This window comes from Paludisphaera rhizosphaerae, from assembly GCF_011065895.1.
In the GTDB taxonomy this organism is placed as follows: domain Bacteria; phylum Planctomycetota; class Planctomycetia; order Isosphaerales; family Isosphaeraceae; genus Paludisphaera; species Paludisphaera rhizosphaerae.
On record NZ_JAALCR010000002.1, the window covers coordinates 247,523 to 267,228 of the forward strand.

Sequence of the window (19,706 nt, forward strand, 5' to 3'; positions counted from 1 at the left end):
CGAGATCGTCTCACCGAAGCGATAACCCTGGAGGCGGGTCTCAGCCCCGAAGGGCCCGGCCGATCTGGTAGTGGCAGAGGGCGATGGCGCAGGCGTCGGCGACGTCGTGGGGCTCGGGGACCTCGGCCAGTCCTAGCTCCGTCTGAATGGCGCGCTGCATCTGATCCTTGGGAGCGCGGCCGGAGCCGGTGAGAGTCTTCTTCACGCGGGCGGCGGCATAGCCGAAGACGGGGATCCCCTTGGTGGCGGCTGCCAGCATGATGACGCCCCGGGCGTGACCCATCAGGATCGCGGTGCGGGGGAATTTGGCGTGACTGTGGACCTTCTCCAGAGCGAGCGCGCCGGGAGGATAGGCCGCCAGCAACTCGAGGACGTTCTGATAGAGGTGCTCAAGTCGCTGGCCGAGCGCTCGATCCGACGAGCCGGGTCGGATCACGCCAGCCTCGACGACGATCGGACCTCGGGGGCCGGGGTCGACCACCGCGTAGCCGGTCACGTTCAGGCCGGGGTCGATGCCGACCACCCGACCCCAGACCGGGGCGGGGCCGTCGCCGCCGACCTTGGGCTCCCCCTCGGATTCGATCGAACGGGCCGTCATTGGGTCGACTCCTTCGACCGGCTCAAGATCAGCGTCGTGCCGATCCCCCGGTCTCTCAATGCTTGGGTTCGACTCGCCAGCGGGTCCCTTCGGGCCCGTCTTCCAGTACGACGCCCAGTCCCGTCAGACGGTTGCGGACCTCGTCCGCGAGCGCGTACTGCTTCTCCTTGCGGAGGCGGGCTCGAAGCTCGATCAGGAGGTTCATCAGGTCTCCCGTCAGGGCGTCGCCGCCGGCCGTCGCCTTATCGGGGAGCTTATGGAAGAGGCCCAGGATGTTGGTCATCTCCTTGAGGACCGTCATCCCGGCTCGGTAATCGGCCAACTCTTGCTTCGACGAGTTCGCCGAGAGTCCAGCGGCCAACCGGTTGAGAACGCGGACGACCTCGAACATCTCGCCGACAGCGCCGCCGGTGTTGAAGTCGTCGTCCATCGCGTCGAGGAAGCCCTGGCGATGTTCGGCGACCTCCTTCAGGGCGTCGCTCACTCCCGGGTCCCAGTCGTGTCGCTTCGTCGGAGCCGAGAGGGCATCGAACCGCTCGCCCGTCAGTTCTTCGAAGCGGTCGAATGCGTGGTGGAACGTCTGAAGGCTGCGGGCGATCTCCGAGAGCCGCGTCGGGCCGTAGTCGATCGGCCGGCGATAGTGGCTGGAAAGGAGCAAGAGCCGGATCGCGTCCGGCTGGTACTCAGCCAGCAGGTCGCCCATCAGGACGATCGTGCCTGGGTCGGACTTGCTGATCTTCTTGCCTTCTCGCGTGAGCAGGCCGTTATGCATCCAGTACGAGGCGAACGGCACGCCCGTGAACGATTCCGATTGCACCAACTCGTTCTCGTGGTGCGGAAAGACCAGGTCGAGCCCGCCGCCGTGGATGTCGAAATGCTGGCCCAGAATCTTGAGGCTCATGGCCGAGCACTCAATATGCCACCCTGGCCGTCCAGGTCCCCACGGGCTCTCCCACGAAGGTTCGCCGGGCTTGGACGACTTCCAGAGGGCGAAATCGCTGGCGTTTCGCTTGAGGCTCGACGGCTCGATCCTCGCACCGGCCTGGAGTTCCTCCGGGTCGCGGTGGCTGAGCTTGCCGTAGGTGGAAGCCTTCGTAACGTCGAAGTAGACGTCGCCCCCCGATTCGTAGGCGAATCCCTTGTCGATCAACCCCTGGTTGATCGCGATGATGTCGTCGATGTGCTCGGTCGCCCGGGGCATGTGGTCGATGCCCGTGACGTTCAGGGCCTTCAGGCAGTCGAGGTAGTCGGCCGTCACCTGCTCGGCCAGGGCCTTGACCGTCGTCCCGTCCTTCTGGGCCTGGACGATCAGCTTGTCGTCCACGTCCGTGATGTTCACGACCCAGGAGACGTCGTAGCCCAGGTAGGTCAGGTACCGCTTGACCGTATCGAAGATCACAGGACCGACCATGTGGCCGATGTGGCTGTTCGAATAAACGGTCGGCCCGCAGACGTACATGCCGACCTTGCCGGGCACGACGGTCTGGAAGGGCTCCTTGGTCTGGCTCAGGGTGTTATAGACTCGCAGCGCCATGAGATCAGCGTTCTCTCGGGGGAGGATGAAGGCTTTTGGCTTTCAGCGGCGGGGCTCAAGCAAAACTACGGCGTGACAACAGATCGCCTCGGCCCGGCCGACGGGGCCGACGTGCTCTCCGGTCTTCGCCTTCACGTTCACGGCCGACTCCGGCAGGCCCAAAAACCTGGCGAGGTTAGCCCGGATCGTCGCCTTGTGCGGGCCGAGCTTCGGGGCCTGGGCGTGAACGATCACGTCCACGTTCACGGGCTTCCAGCCGTTGGCGGCGACGAGGTCGACGACCTCTGCGAGCAGGCGGGTGCTGTCCAGGTCGCGCCACTTGGGGTCGGTGTCTGGATAGTGTTCGCCGATGTCCCCCAGCGCCGCTGCGCCCAGGAGGGCGTCCGCCAGGGCGTGGCAGACGACGTCGGCGTCGGAATGGCCGGCAAGCCCCAGTGGGTGCTCAATTCGAAGACCACCCAGTATCAAAGGCCGACCTTCAACTAATCGATGAGTATCATGGCCGATTCCGACGCGCACGGCTCGACAGTCCTATCCTGGTCCATCCCTGTGGTTGGGGTCGACGGGGCCCGCCGCCCATGCGCATCGACCTGCGCAGCCGATGGTACCCGCTCCGCCGGCCCGTGACCACCCCTGGGCCACCCACCCGGTTTTCATTCCCATTTTGCAAAGGGCCTTTTACCTTTTGGGAAGGGAAGGTGGCGCCTCTGTACTGACGATCATATTTCGGCCGTGTCCCTTGATCGACTTGAGAAATTTTTTGGTTCTTGCCAGCTAACGGTTTACGTGCTGAGGACGCGGCCCCTTTGTGGACGGCGGCATTGTTGCTGCTTATGGTTCAATCGTTATCGGCGACCAGGGCTGTGGGCCCGAGACGCTGACCTGGAGAGGGTCGGCGAGGGTCCGGCAAAGGACGCTAACTCAATCGCAAGACGCTACAGCCATCGAGCACGGAGGTTTGCCATGCTGGTTCTCAGCCGCAAGGTCAACGAGAAGATCGTCATCGACGGCGGAATCGTGATCACGGTGGTCAAGGTCGAGGGCGGCCAGGTCCGCCTCGGCATCGAGGCCCCGAGCGACGTGAAGGTTTACCGCGAAGAGCTTCTGGCCAAGCAGGCTGCTGGTCGCGCTGAGCACGGCGTCCTCGTCGGTGCTTGAATCGCGCTCGAATCGCTCTGATCCCGCTTGAAGGATTGGAGAAATCCGCGAGGACGGTCGAATCCGAAGCTAGCCAGAGGCCATGACCTTCGGTATACTTTCGGTTTCCCGCCGGTTCGTGCGATTCGCGACGATCGAGGTGAGGGGGGCCCGAGCAAGCCTCGGCGGCCCAGTCGACTCGGCCTGAGTGCTGCGTCGAAGTCCCGGTCGCGAACGCAGGGCGGTGGCTGGCATACACGTTTCCTCGGGGCCGCCGGTTCGGAGGGCGATACCGGTCCGATCCATCAGAAGGGAAAGAGGGTAGATCAACGTGGTGAAGCTACGGGTTCGTGCAGGGGAGTCGATCCAGGAAGCGGTCCGACGGTTCCGGAAGCTCTGCGAGCGCAGCGGACTCCGCAAGGAGATGCGGCGCAAGGCGTACTATGAGAAGCCCAGCGAGCGGCGCCGTCGTGAGGAGCTGAAGCGGCTCCGCAAGGCCCGCCAGCACCAGGGCTCCCGGGTCTGATCGATCGGATCCCGCCACGAATCAGAAATCTCGACGCCCGGCGACCGCGAAGGAGGATTAGCCTTCGCGGTCGCCGGGCGTCGTTCCTTTTTCGAAAGCGTCTTACGAACCGACGGGCGTGGGGGTCGGTGCGTTGTAATAACTCATGAACGTCGGGACGGAGACCCCCGCCGACGGCAGGGAACGCCAGCTAGACGTTCCTGGACGAGTCGGGACCATGTACGCCCAGTGGCCGACCTGTGATCCGCTATCGCCGGTGAACATCTGGTTTTCCATCGTCCAGACGCCGTGCTTGCGGTTCATCACGCCATAACCGGTGATTGTGCCCGTCGAGGACGTAAACGTCAGGAGCAGTCGACCCTGGGGCGTCACTGAGCCGACGAGCGCTGAACTTGTCGGCGATCCCTGGCCGATCTGAGTGACGGTCTCCCCCCAGAAGTAACCGCTCCGATAGCCGGAGATATGGTAGACCGTCTGATCGGGGACCATCGCCACCGCCCCCGTACTCGGCTCGTACACGACGGCGTCAAGGTTCGGCGTCGGGACGTACCAGTACGTGTTCGCCAGCCACGACCAGCGATCGGCTGTCGGTCGAGTCGGCTGGGTTTGACGAACGAGAGCCGCCGCTTCCGCTCGTGCGTGAAACGGCCCCGCCCTGAAACTCGACAGAAGCTTGCGACTCTCGAGTAGTTCCACGGCGAGCAGCGCACGTCGCTGCCCATTTCGATGAGATTCACCCGGCATCTTGATCCTCGTCGAAGGGGTCTGGGTGAAGCACGCGGCCGGTCGGTGCGACCAGCCGCGTCCGTGCCGACACGCCTTTCAACGAAAACCTAAGCGACGAGGTTCGATCGGGCGACGACCGGGTCCTACTTAGACTCGGATCTCCACGGCGTCTTCCGAAAGTCCGGAGAAACGCTTGCGGATCGGTTCGACCTCGGCCTCGATGAACTCGTCGACCTGGGCGGACGAACGACCCGTGAACCGTGAGGGTTCCATGACGTCGTCGAAATCGAGCTTCGGGAAAGCCGGGTCGTTCTTGAGACGATCGATCAGGTCGTTGGAATCGCCTCCGGCCTTGAGCCGAGCCGCGGCGTCCATCGAGTGGATGCGAATCCGCTCGTGAAGAGCCTGTCTGTCTCCGCCGGCCTGTACGGCGGCCATCAGGAGGTTTTCCGTCGCCATGAACGGAAGCTGTTCAGCGAGGTGTTTGGCGATCACCGGCGGATGGACGACGAGTCCCGGGATCACATTGTTGTAGAGAGCGAGGAGCGCGTCGACCCCCAGGAACGCCTGCGGGAGGATCAGGCGACGGATCGCGCTGTCGTCCAGGGTCCGCTCCAGCCACTGCGTCGCAGCCGTGTCGGCAATGCCTGGGACCTGGCTCATGACGTATCGGGCCAGCGAGCACATCCGCTCGGCCCGCATCGGGTTTCGCTTGTAGGCCATCGCCGACGAGCCGATCTGTTCGGACTCGAACGGCTCCTCGACCTCGCGCTCGTGAGCCAACAGCCGTAGGTCCATGCCGAAGCGGTGAGCGGATTCGGCGATCGACGCCAGTGAGGCCACGGTCAGCGAGTCGACCTTGCGTGAGTACGTCTGGCCGGACACCGGATAGGTGTGGTCGAAGCCAAAGGCGGCCGCGACGCGGGCGTCGAGCTGTCGGACCTTCTCATGGTCGCCGTTGAAGAGCGCCAGGAAGCTCGCCTGCGTGCCCGTGGTCCCCTTCACGCCCAGGAAGCGGAGGTCGGCCAGCCGGCGCTCGACCTCGCCGAGATCCATGATCAACTCATAGCACCAGAGCGTCGCCCGCTTGCCGACCGTCACTAGCTGAGCGGGCTGGAAGTGGGTGTAGCCGAGACACGGGAGATCCTTCCACTTCGCCGCGAATTCCCCCAGCGAAGTGATCGCCCTCACGAGACCGTCGCGCACAAGGGCGAGGGCGTCGCGGGTGAGGATCAGGTCTGTGTTGTCCGTGACGTAGCAGCTCGTCGCCCCCAGGTGGATGATGGCCCGGGCCTCGGGAGCGGCGTCTCCGAAGGCGTGGACGTGGGCCATCACGTCGTGGCGGAATCGACGCTCGTAGGCCTCGGCGGCGGGGAAGTCGATCTCCTCCACCTTCGCCCGCATCGCATGGATCTGCGAGTGCTCAATCCGGAGCCCCAGATCGCGCTCGGCCTCCGCGAGAGCCACCCAGAGCCGCCGCCAGGTTGAGAACTTCGTCTGCGGGGACCAGAGCCGTGCCATTTTTCGGCCGGCGTAACGCTCGATCAGCGGATTATCGTAGGTCTGATAGTCTTTCATGCGTCGATCTGTCGCGGGAGTGGAGCAGAGTGGGGTTAGATGCCGGCCAGCGCGTGAGCGCGGCCGACGCGGGCGATGGCTCGGTAGAAGGCGGCCGTCCGCATCGAGATTTTCTTGCGTTCGGCGAGGTCATAGATGTCATGGAAGGCGTCGGTGAGCTTCTTCTCCTCTTCGCGCTGGACCTGCTCGAGCGGCCAGCGGAAGTTCTGGAGATTCTGGACCCACTCGAAGTAGCTGACGATGACGCCGCCGGCGTTCGCGAGAATGTCGGGGATCACCGGGATGCCCCGGGCGTTGAAGACCTCGTCGGCCTCGGGCCAGGTGGGACCGTTGGCTGCCTCGACGATCAGCTTGGCGCGGACGGCCTCGGCTCCGGCCTTGTCGAACACCCCGCCGAGCGCAGCGGGGACGAGCACGTCCACATCCGATTTCAGGAGATCCTCGGCGGGCATCGGCTGGGCGCCCTCGAAGCCGACGACCTTGCGAACGGACGAGACGTGTCGCGCGAGCGCCTCAACATCGATCCCTTCAGGATTCCGAAGGGCGCCGTAGGCGTCGGAGACGGCGACGACCTTCGCCCCCTCTTTGGCGAGAAACTTCGCCGTGAAGCTGCCGACGTTGCCGAATCCCTGAATCGCGACCGTTGAACCTCCGACCGAGCGCCCCATGCGGCTCAACATCTCGCGAGTGACGATCGCCACGCCGTAACCGGTCGCGGCCTCTCGGCCGGCCGAACCATGCAACTCCACCGGCTTACCAGTCACCACGGCCGGAGTGAAGCCGGCGTACTTGCCGTATTCGTTCATGATCCAGGCCATCACCTGGGCGTCGGTCCCCATATCGGGCGCGGGGATATCCTTCACCGGGCCGACGATGTCGTGAATCTTCTCCGTGAACTTGCGCGTCAGGCGTTCGATCTCAGCCTTCGACAGCTTGGTCGGATCGCAGTTGATCCCCCCCTTCGCTCCGCCGAAAGGGATGTCGACGAGGGCCGTTTTCCAGGTCATCAGGCTCGCCAGCGACCGCGCCTCGTCCTCGTCGACCTTGGGATGGTAGCGGAGCCCTCCCTTGAACGGTCCCCGAGAATTGTCGTGTTGCACTCGGTAGCCGATGAAATTGCCGATCTGGCCCGAATCCATCTCGATGACGACCTCGACCCGGACCTCGCGGTCGGGCGTGATCAAGAGCGTCCGAATGTTGTCGGACAGGTCGAGGAGCTTGGCGGCCTGGTCGAAATAGTGGCTCGTGGCCTCGAACGCTTGCATCGCGACGCCGTTCCCGGGATAACGGAGCAGAGAGGGCGGGACGGACGCACGAGCCGCCCCGTGCGATCCTAACGGACCGCCCCACCCACCCGCAACCACAATGGCGGACTCGCCCCAACCCTCGGGGCGCCCTATTCGCCGCGACCGAACGACTGGCCCGACCCGTCGGAAGGATGCTCGATGACCCCGTGGAAGCTCGCCGAGATCACGTATGGCCAGGTCAAGGCCGCACCAGCCTTCGACGTCGCCGTCCTCCCTCTGGGCGCCACCGAGCCCCACAACCTCCATCTGCCCTACGGGACCGATACCTTTCAGGTCGAGGTGATTGCCGAGAAAGCCTGTGAACTCGCCACGGCGCAAGGGGCCAGGGTCCTCCAGCTCCCCGTAATTCCATACGGGACGGAGACCAACCAGATGGAATTTCCCCTAGCGATGAATTTGAATCCGTCAACTCTTGCGCAGGTTGTCGGCGATCTCGTCGCCTCGTTGGCCAAGCATGGCGTTCACAAGCTCCTCCTCCTGAACGGACACGGCGGCAACGACCTGAAATGGGTTCTCCGCGAGCTGCACGGGTCGACGCCCGTTCATTTGTTCCTGTGCCATTGGTTTCGGGTCGGCCTGGATCGAAGCCCCGAGATCTTCGTCAAGAAGGAAGACCATGCCGGTGAGATGGAGACCAGCATGGGCCTGGCGTTCTTCCCCGAGCTTGTCGATTTGAACGCCGCCGACGAGGGGGCCGTTCGGCCGACGCGGTTCGAGGCCGTCGCCAACGGCTGGGTGGAACTGACTCGTCCCTGGCATCTCCTAACCACGAATTCGGGCTCCGGCGATCCCCGCGCCGCCACCGCCGCCAAGGGCGAGGCTTACGCGAAGCTCGTGACCGAACGGATCGCCGGCTTCCTGGTCGATCTGGCCGCCTCGCCGCTCGACGCCGAGTTTCCTTTCCGACCCACGTCCTGAGGGAATCGGTGCGAGGCGCGGAGGGGCCTGGAACGCTGAGGATCTCATTTCAGGAGGTCGGATTATGACGAGGTTTTACGCTTGCGCCGGGCTCCTGGTTCTCGCTCTCTTCTCCGGCTGCGGGAAGACTCTCGAAGGCCTTGGGAAGCCTCTCGATGTCAAGGAATACACCCTTAAAGGAGAGGTGCGCGAGGTCGACGAGAACAACAGGACGCTCGTCATCCGACACGAGGACATTCCGGGGTTCATGGTCGCCATGACCATGCCCTTCCGCATGCCGGAAGGGACCGACTTCACGGAGTTTCAGCCTGGCGACCACGTGGAGGGGAAGCTTCGAGTCAAGTCCAAGGCGGGAAACGTCGTCGACTACGAGGTTGTCGGAATGTCGGTCGTCAAGCCGGCGGTCAAGACGCTGGATTTGCAGGATTTGACGAAAGGAACGCCGAAGGTCGTCGCGCAGACGACGCGGCTCCAGCCTGGCGACGTGGTCCCCGACTTCACGATGCTCGACCAGGATGGCACGACGCGGAAGTTGTCCGACCTGCGGGGATCGGTCGTCGTCCTGACGTTCATTTATACGAGATGCCCGCTGCCGGAGTTCTGCCCGGCGATGGATCGAAAGTTCGCCGATCTGGCGCGGGCCGTCTCGGCGACCGCCAGCCGAGCATCTCATGTCCGCCTCGTCTCGCTCTCCTTCGACCCCGACAATGACACCCCCGAAGTCTTGCGCAAACATGCGGCGATCCGAGGCGCGGTTCCCCCCGTCTGGACGTACGCCTCAGCCACTCACGACGATCTGGCCCGGATCGCCCCTCTCTTCGGCCTGATGTTCGGCCCCGTCAAATCGGAAATCGTCCACAACCTCTGTACGGCCGTTATTGGCCCTGATGGGAAGCTCGTGCGCCTGGACGTGGGCACGCGCGACAACGCCTGGACCACCGCCGACATGCTGAAGACCGTCGCTGGCGCGCTTCCAGACGGCTCATCCCCTTCGAAAGCCGATTGACGGCCCTCCCCTCCCCTCCTATCCCCACTCCTACCCTCGAATCGAGGGACCAAGCCGGCGGTTGGAGCCGCGACCGAGACGCGCCAACAAATGGACGAATCTGCGCGATAAAAGTTTGCGAATTGTCGTTGACAAGAAATCAACGAACTATAAGATGTCCACAAGCACCCACGTCGAGATACGTTCGCGCAAGGTCGTGAGCGACTCGTAGTATGTGCTCTTGGTCCGGCTTCTCACCACGGTCGTCTTGCGTGGGCGCCGGCCCCGCGACGACCGCCGTCGTCGATCGCCTCTGGGGCGTCGTCGCCTCAAGGTTGATTCGTCTCGGTCGCCTCCGCGGTTGCACCCTTCGAGTCACTCCCCGCTGTCGGAGGTCGAATTCATGGCAGTTGCTAAAGCCGTCCCGAAAGCGTCCGCTTCCAAGTCAACCACGTCCAAGGCGGCTGCGCCGAAGGCGTCCACGCCCAAGGCGGCTGCCCCGAAGGCGTCCGCCCCCAAGGCGGTCGGCGCTCGGGCCAAGTCGGTCAAGGCCGTGGACCATCGTTTCCAGCAGGCCAAACGAGCCTCGATCCTGCTCAAGCACGTCAGCGATCCCACCCGTCTCCAGGTGATCCTGATCCTCGCGGAGGGCGAGCGTCACGTCGGCGCCCTTTGCTCGCAACTCAGCCAGAGCCAGCCGGCGGTGAGCCACCACCTGGCCCTGCTTCGTCACGGCAACATCATCGCTCCCCGCCGTCAGGGCAAGAACAACTTCTACAGCCTGACCGAGACCGGCGCTGAACTCGCGCGAGTGGTCAAGAACCTCATCGCTTGACGGCGATCGTTTCTGAAAAAGCAACAGGGCCGGACTCGCTCAAGGCGAGCCCGGCCCTGTTGCTTTTGATCGCGCGATTCGATCAGGGAACGAGCCGACGACCCACAACCGTGTTCAGGTTGAGCATGCTTCGGCGATGTCGCACGGCCGTGTCCAGATAAGCCTTCACGTTGTCATTGTAGGCCCGTTGCGCCTCAAGGTACGAGACGACGGTGGTATTCGGTTCGCCGCTCTGGAACAGGGCGAAGCGGTCGTTCTTGGTTTGCTCCGAGGACGGAATCACCTCGGTTCGGATTTTCTGGACGATGTTGCGGGTGACGGCGTATTCGCGGGCCGCCTGGACGACTTCATTCTGAACCCGTCGTTCGATGTTCGCCAACTCGATCTTGGATTGCTCGATGTTGATCCGCGACCGCTCGATGTTCCCCTGATTGCGGTTGTAGACGGGCATCGGCACCGTCAACCCAAGGGCCCAGGAGTGTGCGCTCTTGGTGCCGAACGGCGAGTTGTCCTGGAACGTGTACGGCTGGTAGAGGACGTAGGCGTCTTGATATCGGTTCGCCACGGCCATCTTGAATCCGGCCTCTGCCGCGTGCACACCCATGCGGAACGAAACGACGTCCGGCCGGCAGGTGAGGGCCATATGGACCAACTCATCGACAGACGGCGGCGGTTCGGTACGATCCTCGATCGAGCCTGCAAACTCCAGCCCCTCGGCTTGATCCGGGGGGATGTTCAACATGACCCCGAGCGTCCGTTTGGCTCGGCGGAGGTTTTCGTCGGAGTCGATTAAGCCGACCTGGGCGATCTCTTGCTGGGAGCGCACCTGGCTGACGTCAGCCCGGGTCGCGAGATCCTTCTCATAAAGAAGTTGGGTCGCCCTGATAAGTCGATCGAATCCCTCGACGCTTGCCTTGGCGTATCGAGCGATCTGCTGGGCGGAGAGAACGTCTACATAGGCGGTGTACAGATTGTTGATCTCGATCCGGACGGCGTCCTGATACTGCGCCTCGACGACGTTCACGACTCTCGCAGCGTATTCGGTGCGGGCTCTCCGCTTGTGCGAAAAATCGACGGGGTGGGAGATGTTCACATCGTACTGGACGGGACCGCCGGTTCGTTGATTAGAATAGGGCTGATACGGGATGAGCTGACTGTCGGCGAATAAAATGGGATTCGACCGGAGGCTGGCTGTCAGGACGTCGGCGCGAGCCTGGGGGATTTCCAGCGACTTCGATCGCAGATCCAGGTTCTCAGCCAACAGTCGGTTGATCGCCTCGTCGAGTCCCATTGCGCCGGGGAGCGGCGCTGCCTCCTCTTCGTCTGGGAGAGCGAGAGAGCCGTAAAGTTGGGCTCTCGGGACCGGCAGGGCTTCGGGAGCGCCGATGGCCCTCGGTCGAGGCGTCGGGCCGGCGTCGGGAGCACTGATCGAGGCCGGCACGCGCGGGATGGCCGTGCCACCGCCGGCACCCATCAGGGGTTGATCGCGGCCTGGTTGGACGCCGAACGGCCCCTGATCCGTTCCAGGAGCCGTCCCGAGACGCGACTCCTGAGAACCCGGGGTCGCCCCTCCCAATGCTTGCGGTAGCATCTGCTCGACTTCGCCCACCACGCCTTGGGACCACGCCCGCTCGCTGGTCGCGGCATGGGTCGCTACGAACAGAACGGCGACTGCGCAGATTCTCCAGCCGTTTCGGGTCGTCACGCTCATCCTCCTCCGATTGATCCGAGCGCCAGGGCGCCGTCCTATCCGCCCGACCCGCGTCCTCGGGACTCCTCGTCACCTGGCTTATCGTCCCCAGTCCGATCGATGATTGAAGCGATCTTCCCCAGTTAGCCGAGTTAACCGGGATTTAATCTGGTGACGGTGGACCGCGCAGTCTTCGCAGTCTTTGCAACCGTAGCAATCCAGTCGGGAGGGGCTTTGGGAGCAAGCACTATCCTGGACCTGTCCCAGAGGTTAGGTTATCGAGGGAGTCGCATCAGGAGGATTCGTCTAACAAGCGAGGCCGTCGATGAGCCGGAACGAACGACGAACTGAGCCGGATCAACTGAGGCTCGATCGCCGCGACTTCCTTCGTTTGGGTGGAGTTGGCCTGGGCGCATGGGAGCTTCTTGGCTCCAGAGCCACGACGCTCGCGGCCCCGAATTCAAGCGATCGTTCCGTGATTCTTCTGATGCTGGTCGGCGGGCCGAGCCAGCTTGAGACATGGGACCCCAAGCCTGACGCCCCGCTGGAGGTGCGCGGACCGTTCGACTCGATCGCGACCTCGATCCCTGGTGTTCGAATCAGCGAGCATCTGCCGCGCCTCGCGTCTCGGATGGATAAGATCGCTTTGATTCGCTCGATGAATCACGACGAAGCCCCGATCCATGAGACCGGTCTGCAACTCCTTCAGACCGGTCGGGTCAGCCGCGAGGACGATCAGGCCCATTTCGGCGCCGCTGCCGCGAAGCTTCTGGGCGGAGTTCCCGGTTTCGTAGTCACCCCCGGTCCCATTCGGAACACGGGCGTGCAACTGCCAAAAGGCCAGACGGCAGGTGATCTGGGCGTCGAGTTCGGACCGAAATTCCTGGACCCTGATCGACTCGACATCCTGGCCGCTGACTCAGCGCTCGATCTCTCCCGCGAGCCGGAGGAGGTTCGCGAGTCCTACGGTGCGACTCCGTTCGGTCGCCGATGCCTGGCGGCGAGGCGGATGGTCGAGGCCGGTGTCCGGGTGGTCACCGTCAACATGTACGATACCGTCTTTGACGCCGTTTCATGGGACTGCCACGGCACCCGGCCGTTCAGCACTTTCGAAGACTATCGCCAGGTCGTCTTGCCGACGTTCGATCGGGCGTTTTCTGGACTTCTCGACGACCTGGAGGCCCGCGGCCTGCTTTCGACGACACTGGTCGCCGCGGTCGGGGAATTCGGACGGACGCCGAGGATCAACACGTCGGGCGGTCGAGACCACTGGCCGGGCGTCTGGAGCGCGGCCATGGCCGGCGGCGGCGTTCGAGGAGGTCAGGTCGTCGGCGCCAGCGACGGTCGCGCGTCCGCGCCGGTCGACCGGCCGGTTTCGCCCCTCGAATGGTTGGCGACCGTTCACCAAGTGCTGGGTCTTCAAACGTCTTCGATCGGCGACGTGGTTCCCGCCGCCGCGATCCATGAGCTATTCTCTTGAGGAATCGTCGGCGATTGACGAATCGAGGAGCGAGCCGAAGAGTGTTCGTGGAGGACGTTCCGGATGAGCATCGTTTTCTTCTGCTCGGAGTGCGGCTCCCGCTTCGAGGTCAGCGACCAGGCGGCGGGTAAGCTGGGCCGTTGCAAGAAGTGCGGGCAGAAGATCACCGTCCCCCTGCCGAAGCCGGTCGCCGTCGCGGCAGGATCTGCGGGAGACGAGGAAGGCGGCGGTCCCGCATGGCTGGAGCACATGTCCAGTCAGGTCGCGCTCGCCCCGTTGACGATCGACCGAATGCCGGGCGTTCGCAAACGCGATGTGAAGGCGCCGCCCATCGATGACGACCTGGGCGACTCGAAGCCCTACAACGTGGTCGAAGACTACAGCATCCCGGCCCTGAAGGCGGCTCACGATGCGGCCGGACCGGCCGGTCGGGCGACCATCATGTGGCGTCATAGCTGGCGGTCGATCGCCAAGCTGCTCCGCAACATCAACGAATTCGCCTATCTGCTGTCGATTCCCTTCATCATGCTTCTGCTGATCGGAGCCACGATGCACAACCGCAGCCTGGCTCTGCTTGGGGCCGAGGCCGTGGTGCTTTTGAACATCGGCCGCCTGATTACGGGTCTCGCCAATCTCGTGGCCGTTCCCTTTCGCGAGGGGCCTGGCACGGGATTGATGTTCCTGATCCCGCCGTTCACGATCAAGTATATGATGGATCACTGGAACCAGATGAGACGGCCCACCAAGCGCGTGGTAACCCCCCTGTTGACGATCGCCGCGGTCCTTCTGGCATTCGCCTTGCTGCCGTCGCTTTCCGCCAAATCGGCGGACAAGGATGCAGCCAAGCCGAAGTTTTTCACCTTGGACCGCTGAACCTCCCGCCGCAACCGATCGAGCCAGAGCCCATGAGTACGGACCAGCAAAGCTCGCCCGCTCCCGAGGCGGGGGACGTGATCGACTTGATTCCGACGGAAGCCTTTCCCAGGCCGTTCGAGGACGAGCGCCCGACCAAGCGCGTCGACAATCCCGCGCCGATCGGCGAAGCGTCTCAGGGAAGCCTGGCGGCGGAGACCCACGACCTTCGTCGTCGCAGGCTCGCGGCGGCCGCCCTGTTCATGGCCGGCGCAACGACGGCCCTACTGACCTGGAGCCTCTTCAGCGGGACGCTCTACCTGCATCGGGGCGTCGCCCTGATCAAGGTCGCCCGCGTGATCGTCTCGGTCGGCACTGCGGCTCTCCTGTACAGTCGCAAGCCGCTCTCAGCGTCCACGGTGAAGGGGATTGAGTACGGGCTCTTCGGCCTGATGATCCTCCTTCTGGGGCTGGCCGAGTATCTGGTGAGCATCGAGTACCTCCGTCAGGGGGACGCACTCGCCATGGCCACCTACATGAAGAACGGCGTCATCGGCGCGATCATGCTGATGGTCCTGTACGGAGCGCTGATACCCAACGACGCGGCCTCCGCGGCGAGGGTGATCCTGACGATGGCGGTGGTCCCCGTCATCGCCTTCACGCTGTTGATGGAATACGAGCACCCCGATCTGGTCCGCGAACTTGAGACGATGCGCTCGCCCGAGCACGCGGGGTCGAACGTTGTGGCCTTGCTCTGCGGCGCCGCGCTGGCGATCTATGCAGCCCACATCCTCAACGGCCTCCGCAAGGATCTGCACGACGCCCGCAAGTTCGGCCAGTACCAACTCGGTCGCAAGATCGGCGTCGGCGGCATGGGCGAGGTCTACATGGCAGAGCACCAGATGCTCAAACGCCCGGCTGCGCTCAAGCTGATCAAGGGCGAAGACGGGGCCGACCCCCTCGCCGTCGCCCGCTTCGAGCGCGAGGTCAAGTCGGCGGCCCGGTTGTCGCACCCGAACACGATCGCCATCTATGACTACGGGCGGACCGAGGACGGAACCTTTTACTATGTGATGGAATACCTGCCCGGCATGACGCTTCAAGACCTTGTGAAGCAGCACGGACCGGTCCCTTCGGGACGGCTGATCTATCTTCTGCGCCAGGTTTGCGGCGGCCTTGCCGAGGCGCACTCGATGGGGATCATTCACCGGGATCTCAAGCCCGCCAACATCTTTGTCGCTCTACGAGGCGGAGAGGCCGACGTGGCGAAGATCCTCGATTTCGGCCTGGTGAAGCTAACCGACCCCAGCGCCCCCGAACTGACAACCGATCACAGCGTCAGCGGCACCCCCGCCTTCATGGCCCCGGAACAGGCCACCGGCGACGCCCCTGTCGACGGTCGTACCGACGTCTACGCTCTGGGAGCGATCGCCTACTACGCACTGACCGGAAAAACCCCGTTCCATGGCTCGACGTCGATGGCGATCATGATTTCGCAGGTTCGCGACCCGGTCGTGCCGCCGTCGAAGCTGCTGGACGGAGTTCCCGAGGATCTGGAAGACGTGATCCTCAAGTGCCTCGCCAAGGATCCGAACGAACGCTACCCGAACGCGAAAGCAATGGCCCGAGCCCTGGCCGCTTGCTCCTCGGCCGCCGACTGGAACGAGGAAAAGGCCGAGGCGTGGTGGCAGGCCCAGGTCCAACCCGTCACCGCCCCGACCGTTTAAAGCTAGATTCCGTCGCTCACTTCGCCGCCTGGACGCCGGCCGACTTGAAACCGGGGGCTGCGAAAAAGGTCTGACCCGGTTTACCGTCCTCAACGTTCCAGGTGCGGACCTCGCCGTCCCACGAGCCGGAGGCGACGGTCTTGCCGTCGGGCGAAACGGCGACGGCGTAGATCCAGTCCTTGTGGCCGTCGAGAGTCCGCAGCGCCTTGCCGTCGGCGAAGTTGAAGAGGCGGACCTTGTCGTCGCCGCCGGCGGCGACGAGGGTTTTGCCGTCGGGAGTGAAGCTCATCGCGAAGACCGGCCCGCCGAAGCCGGAGATCTTGCGGACCTCCTTGGCCTCGCCGTCGATCGTCCAGACCCGCGCGAGGGAGTCCCCTCCTCCCGAGACGACGGACTTGCCGTCCGCCGCGAAGAGGACTGCGTAGACCGGCTGGGCGTGGCCGGGGAACGTCACCAGCGACTCCTTCTTCTCGACGTCGAAGACCTTGCTGGTCTTGTCGCGGCTGGCCGTGGCCAGGAGCTTGCCGTCGGGGCTGAAGGCGATGTCGAGAATCCAATCAGCATGGTCCTCGACCTGGAAGACGAGGTCTCCCTTGGCTGTATCGTAGACGCGCAGGATGCGATCGGCCCCGGCGGTCGCCACGCGAGAGCCATCGGGCGAGAAGGCCACGGCGAAGACGGCGTCTTGAGCCTCGGCAAGATCGCGAACGAGCTTCGGAGGCGAGCCCGCTTCCACAGCCCATAGCTTGGCGAGACCGTATAGCCCTGGGTCGCCGCCCGCGGTGGCCATCCATTTGCCGTCACGGCTGAAGGCGATGTCGTAGACGCGCTCGGGCATTCCCTTGAGCCGGCCGTCGAGTCCTCCATCGGCTGTCTTCCAGGCCGTGACCTCGTGGTATCCCGAGGCCTCGACCTTAGAGCCGTCCGGAGAGAAGGAGAGCGCCGTGATCGGCACGGCGACGGGATAGGACTCCGGGGGCTCGACCTTTCGCGACTTGCGAAGGAGGAATGTCCAGTCCTCGTCGGCCGAGGCGCCGTCGTACTTCGCTCCCTCGGTCACCCAACGCTCGATCAGGGCGATATCAGCGGCCGAGAGCGGATCCTGTTTGTAGGGCATGCGGGGCTCGCCCTCGGGGCGAATCAACTCGATCAGGTAGCTCTCGTCGGGCTTGCCGGGCTCCAGATTGGCGTCCTCGCCGACCTTGCCTCCCTTCGCGAGCTTGGCGAAGGTGGTCATCACATATTTGCCTTCGGGCTTCCGAGCGTTGTGGCAGGCGATGCAATTCCGAACCATGATCGGCGCCACGTCCGCCATGAAGCTCACCGGCTTGGGCGTGGCGGGGGGCTCCTCGGCGATCGCAGAGGCGACGACCACGAACAGCATCGAGACGAAGATGCTTCGCGAACGAGGGAACGAAGGCATGCGCGAACTCCCGGAGAGGCGATGGTTCACTTCGGCGGCTGCGGCGCGACGACCTTCACGGTCAACGGCGACGGTGGGAATGCGTAGTCTTTCTTATCGATCTGGAAAGCGGCCAGAACCTTGGCGGCAGCGTCCGCTGGTTTGGCCCCGGCCTCGGCGACGAGCTTGACGATGAAATCCGTCGCCTCCGGCGCGACCGTCGCCGGTTCCGCCTTGATCCCCGCCGGGAGGCCGTCGACCTTCACCACGACGGGGTCCCTGAACGACCCTTTGCGGACGACCTTCCCCTTGAGTTCAACCGTAGCGCCAGCAGGGGCCTCGACGACGGGTTTCTCCAGGTTGAGTTCGACGGGGCGAACGACGTTCAACGCAACAACGGGAGCGGCGATCGTCCGCTCGCCTGGGGCGAACTTTCCCTTGGACTGAAAGCCAAGCGTGCTCAGGCCAAGCGGAGCCTCCGCCGCGACGACTACTGAGATCGTCGCTTGATCGGCCTTTTCCGGAACCTTCACGGCAGCGACCGTCATCCCCGCGGGGAGCGGGAGGGCGGTGACGTCCATCGCGGCATCAGCGCCGGTGGTCCGGGCGATCTTCACTGGGATCGTCGCCGGTTGGCCGTGGACGGCCTCGATGGGGCCGGCCGGCGCATCGATCGTGACGAGGCTGGGCGCGGCGGGGGCCGTCGCCAGGGCGTCGAGTTCCAGGACGTTCGTCGCCAGGTATTCCTGCTGGGCGAAAATCTCGCGGCGGGTCGCCGCTCGTCGCATCGGCCCGCTCGGCCCCTGAGCCTCGCCCACGATCTTGAGATCGGCCACGGCGAACGAGGCGTCGGGCGCGGCCGAGAGTGAAAGCTTCCCACTCACCTGCCCGGCCGCCACGTTTCCCGGCCGGAAGGTCAATCCGGCGGGCGGGTCGAGAACGGTCAGCGTAACCGGGCCGCTGAACCCTTCCTGGCGACTCAGAGTGACGCTGACAACCGCTGATCCCCCGCGCGGGACGTTGACGTCCGAGGCGTCGAGCACCAGGTCGAACGAGGGAAGTGCCGGCTCGACGACGATCCTGTAGGGGAAGCCGACACCGCCGCGTTTCTCCAGGTCCCGCAGGACCAGCGTCAACTCGTGAACGTCGGGAGGAACGGTCGCCGTGACCTGCGGGTCGAGATCGACGATCTTGGCCTGAGCGCCGTTACGCATCGGCCCGGGCGTGGTCTGGTCGTCGACCGTGGCCACGACGCCGCCGTCCGGCTTGAGCACCTGCAGAACTGCGTCCAGCGACGAGCCAAGCCGCAATGCGTCGACGTGAATCTTGAGCTTCGCCCCCGGCGACGTCGCGACGATGAAACGGTCCTCGTCCCCCGGCGTATCGATCCGACCGTTGAGAACCACCGGGGCCGCGACGCGGATCGGGGCTGCGTCCGGGGAGACCGGTTCGCGGAGTTCCGGAAGGTCGGAGACGGTCAGAGATCGGAGCGACTCGACATCGAGGCCGTCGACCGTGAGTCGGGGCCAGTGCGAGAATGTGTGAGCAAGCGGAGCAAGTCGAGCAACCGCCGGGTGAAGCTCGGGGAAGGTCCCGCCTCGAAGTTCAAGGCCCACCGTTTCCCCGTTGCGGCCGCCCAGGGGAAACACCTCCTCGGCAACCGGAACCTCGCCGATCACCAGCCGATAGACCGGTCGGCCGCCCCCGGCGTATCGCGAGTCGGAAATCTCGACGATGTAGTCCCCGTCCTCGGGCAGTTCGGCTATGAGACGGGCGTCGGTAAGGAGGCCCGGGGTGTCGTCGGCCGCCGCGACGAATCGACGGGTCGGGGTCGCCTGCGAAAGACGTATCGAAGGGTCCACGCCTGACCCGATCCGCGCGCACTGGCCGTCGACGACGATCCGCTTCCCCTTCTTCCCAGCGAAGCGATAGAAATCGACGTCATTCCCGGCGACACGGCCCTCGACGACGGCCGGGGTGGCCGCGATCGCCTGGGCGTTCTCAAAGCGGTTGTTCTCCTCGACCTCGGCGACCTGAGGGAGCTGGCCGACCGAGAAGAGCAAGGGATTGGAGATCCCGTCGTCGGTCTGCACGCGAATCGGGTAAGAGCCGACGGCGACTGTGGCCGGGGCCGACAGGCGGAAGGCCCAGGCCTCGGGCTTGCTCCGTTCCGGAGGCAGCGGTTCCACCTGGAACGCAAAGGGAGCAACCAGCCGAGGGTTGGGACCCAGATTCGCCCCTGAGAGCGTGACCTCAACGGCTTCGCCGCGTTTGATACCCAGCGGGGCTGCGTCCGTGAGTTTCGGCGGATCGGCGGCCCTAACGGCGGTCGAGGCGGCGAGAACGACCATCGCCGCAAGCCCCAAGCGACCTGGTCGCATCATGGTTCCAGCTCCGTGCAGTGGTTGCTT

At 64.5% G+C, this 19,706-nt stretch carries 17 protein-coding genes; 8 read left to right on the plus strand and 9 right to left on the minus strand.

Annotated features, from left to right (window positions below):
• Positions 1-40: 40 nt before the first annotated feature.
• From ruvC to ispF, 3 genes are read right to left on the minus strand one after another with little or no spacing between them, the layout of a single operon-like run.
• Positions 41-598 carry a crossover junction endodeoxyribonuclease RuvC gene (gene ruvC / locus G5C50_RS03670; protein ID WP_165065105.1) on the minus strand — a complete coding sequence of 186 codons (558 nt, stop codon included), beginning with the start codon at positions 596-598 and terminating at the stop codon, positions 41-43.
• A gap of 55 nt (positions 599-653) precedes the next feature.
• The gene (cysS, locus tag G5C50_RS03675) at positions 654-2,132 is read right to left on the minus strand and encodes a cysteine--tRNA ligase (RefSeq protein WP_165065108.1); all 1,479 of its coding nucleotides are present in this window, start codon (positions 2,130-2,132) and stop codon (positions 654-656) included.
• 42 nt (positions 2,133-2,174) lie between these two features.
• Positions 2,175-2,651, minus strand: coding sequence for a 2-C-methyl-D-erythritol 2,4-cyclodiphosphate synthase (gene ispF / locus G5C50_RS03680; protein ID WP_165065111.1), 477 nt, complete (start codon positions 2,649-2,651; stop codon positions 2,175-2,177).
• Between the two features lie 444 nt (positions 2,652-3,095).
• Between ispF and csrA the strand changes: the two genes are divergently transcribed.
• Positions 3,096-3,290, plus strand: coding sequence for a carbon storage regulator CsrA (gene csrA, locus G5C50_RS03685; protein WP_165065114.1), 195 nt, complete (start codon positions 3,096-3,098; stop codon positions 3,288-3,290).
• A 310-nt stretch (positions 3,291-3,600) separates the two neighbouring features.
• Positions 3,601-3,795, plus strand: coding sequence for a 30S ribosomal protein S21 (rpsU, locus tag G5C50_RS03690; protein ID WP_240906946.1), 195 nt, complete (start codon positions 3,601-3,603; stop codon positions 3,793-3,795).
• A 102-nt stretch (positions 3,796-3,897) separates the two neighbouring features.
• On the opposite strand, the gene G5C50_RS03695 is transcribed toward rpsU, so the two are convergent.
• From G5C50_RS03695 to G5C50_RS03705, 3 genes are all read right to left on the minus strand, one after another.
• Complete coding sequence (locus tag G5C50_RS03695) at positions 3,898-4,539, minus strand: hypothetical protein (RefSeq protein ID WP_165065117.1); 642 nt, start codon at positions 4,537-4,539, stop codon at positions 3,898-3,900.
• Between the two features lie 129 nt (positions 4,540-4,668).
• A complete protein-coding gene (purB, locus tag G5C50_RS03700) occupies positions 4,669-6,099 on the minus strand; it encodes an adenylosuccinate lyase (protein WP_165065120.1) in 1,431 nt (476 codons plus the stop codon).
• 35 nt (positions 6,100-6,134) lie between these two features.
• On the minus strand, positions 6,135-7,364 hold the full coding sequence (locus G5C50_RS03705) for a Glu/Leu/Phe/Val family dehydrogenase (RefSeq protein ID WP_165065123.1): 1,230 nt from the start codon (positions 7,362-7,364) through the stop codon (positions 6,135-6,137).
• A gap of 180 nt (positions 7,365-7,544) precedes the next feature.
• On the opposite strand from G5C50_RS03705, the gene G5C50_RS03710 reads away from it, so the two are divergent.
• From G5C50_RS03710 to G5C50_RS03720, 3 genes are all read left to right on the plus strand, one after another.
• Positions 7,545-8,324: a creatininase family protein gene (locus G5C50_RS03710; RefSeq protein ID WP_165065126.1), complete on the plus strand. Its 780-nt coding sequence runs from the start codon at positions 7,545-7,547 to the stop codon at positions 8,322-8,324.
• A gap of 64 nt (positions 8,325-8,388) precedes the next feature.
• A complete protein-coding gene (locus G5C50_RS03715; protein ID WP_165065128.1) occupies positions 8,389-9,330 on the plus strand; it encodes an SCO family protein in 942 nt (313 codons plus the stop codon).
• Positions 9,331-9,712: 382 nt separating this feature from the next.
• Positions 9,713-10,144 carry an ArsR/SmtB family transcription factor gene (locus G5C50_RS03720; RefSeq protein ID WP_165065131.1) on the plus strand — a complete coding sequence of 144 codons (432 nt, stop codon included), beginning with the start codon at positions 9,713-9,715 and terminating at the stop codon, positions 10,142-10,144.
• 82 nt (positions 10,145-10,226) lie between these two features.
• Here the strand turns inward: G5C50_RS03720 and G5C50_RS03725 are convergent, their stop codons facing one another.
• Complete coding sequence (locus tag G5C50_RS03725) at positions 10,227-11,849, minus strand: TolC family protein (protein ID WP_165065134.1); 1,623 nt, start codon at positions 11,847-11,849, stop codon at positions 10,227-10,229.
• Positions 11,850-12,309: 460 nt separating this feature from the next.
• Here G5C50_RS03725 and G5C50_RS03730 point away from each other — a divergent pair, with 460 nt between their 5' ends.
• From G5C50_RS03730 to G5C50_RS03740, 3 genes are all read left to right on the plus strand, one after another.
• The gene (locus G5C50_RS03730; RefSeq protein WP_240906947.1) at positions 12,310-13,314 is read left to right on the plus strand and encodes a DUF1501 domain-containing protein; all 1,005 of its coding nucleotides are present in this window, start codon (positions 12,310-12,312) and stop codon (positions 13,312-13,314) included.
• Between the two features lie 63 nt (positions 13,315-13,377).
• The gene (locus G5C50_RS03735; RefSeq protein ID WP_165065140.1) at positions 13,378-14,187 is read left to right on the plus strand and encodes a zinc ribbon domain-containing protein; all 810 of its coding nucleotides are present in this window, start codon (positions 13,378-13,380) and stop codon (positions 14,185-14,187) included.
• Positions 14,188-14,219: 32 nt separating this feature from the next.
• Complete coding sequence (locus G5C50_RS03740) at positions 14,220-15,893, plus strand: serine/threonine-protein kinase (RefSeq protein ID WP_165065143.1); 1,674 nt, start codon at positions 14,220-14,222, stop codon at positions 15,891-15,893.
• A gap of 16 nt (positions 15,894-15,909) precedes the next feature.
• Here the strand turns inward: G5C50_RS03740 and G5C50_RS03745 are convergent, their stop codons facing one another.
• Together G5C50_RS03745 and G5C50_RS03750 are read right to left on the minus strand one after the other, a co-directional pair.
• Positions 15,910-17,316, minus strand: a complete 1,407-nt coding sequence (locus tag G5C50_RS03745) for a c-type cytochrome domain-containing protein (protein WP_165065146.1) — start codon at positions 17,314-17,316, stop codon at positions 15,910-15,912.
• Positions 17,317-17,342: 26 nt separating this feature from the next.
• Positions 17,343-19,676 (minus strand): hypothetical protein, encoded by a 2,334-nt coding sequence (locus tag G5C50_RS03750; protein WP_240906948.1) that lies wholly within the window; start codon positions 19,674-19,676, stop codon positions 17,343-17,345.
• Between the last annotated feature and the right edge of the window lie 30 nt (positions 19,677-19,706).

Coding starts and splice junctions, on each gene's coding strand:
- G5C50_RS03750 (WP_240906948.1), bottom strand. CDS start 19,676: ATGCGACCAGGTCGCTTGGGGCTTGCGGCGATGGTCGTTCTCGCCGCC.
- G5C50_RS03705 (WP_165065123.1), bottom strand. CDS start 7,364: ATGCAAGCGTTCGAGGCCACGAGCCACTATTTCGACCAGGCCGCCAAG.
- G5C50_RS03745 (WP_165065146.1), bottom strand. CDS start 17,316: ATGCCTTCGTTCCCTCGTTCGCGAAGCATCTTCGTCTCGATGCTGTTC.
- G5C50_RS03735 (WP_165065140.1), top strand. CDS start 13,378: ATGAGCATCGTTTTCTTCTGCTCGGAGTGCGGCTCCCGCTTCGAGGTC.
- G5C50_RS03710 (WP_165065126.1), top strand. CDS start 7,545: ATGACCCCGTGGAAGCTCGCCGAGATCACGTATGGCCAGGTCAAGGCC.
- G5C50_RS03740 (WP_165065143.1), top strand. CDS start 14,220: ATGAGTACGGACCAGCAAAGCTCGCCCGCTCCCGAGGCGGGGGACGTG.
- G5C50_RS03720 (WP_165065131.1), top strand. CDS start 9,713: ATGGCAGTTGCTAAAGCCGTCCCGAAAGCGTCCGCTTCCAAGTCAACC.
- cysS (WP_165065108.1), bottom strand. CDS start 2,132: ATGGCGCTGCGAGTCTATAACACCCTGAGCCAGACCAAGGAGCCCTTC.
- G5C50_RS03715 (WP_165065128.1), top strand. CDS start 8,389: ATGACGAGGTTTTACGCTTGCGCCGGGCTCCTGGTTCTCGCTCTCTTC.
- ruvC (WP_165065105.1), bottom strand. CDS start 598: ATGACGGCCCGTTCGATCGAATCCGAGGGGGAGCCCAAGGTCGGCGGC.
- purB (WP_165065120.1), bottom strand. CDS start 6,099: ATGAAAGACTATCAGACCTACGATAATCCGCTGATCGAGCGTTACGCC.
- G5C50_RS03695 (WP_165065117.1), bottom strand. CDS start 4,539: ATGCCGGGTGAATCTCATCGAAATGGGCAGCGACGTGCGCTGCTCGCC.
- csrA (WP_165065114.1), top strand. CDS start 3,096: ATGCTGGTTCTCAGCCGCAAGGTCAACGAGAAGATCGTCATCGACGGC.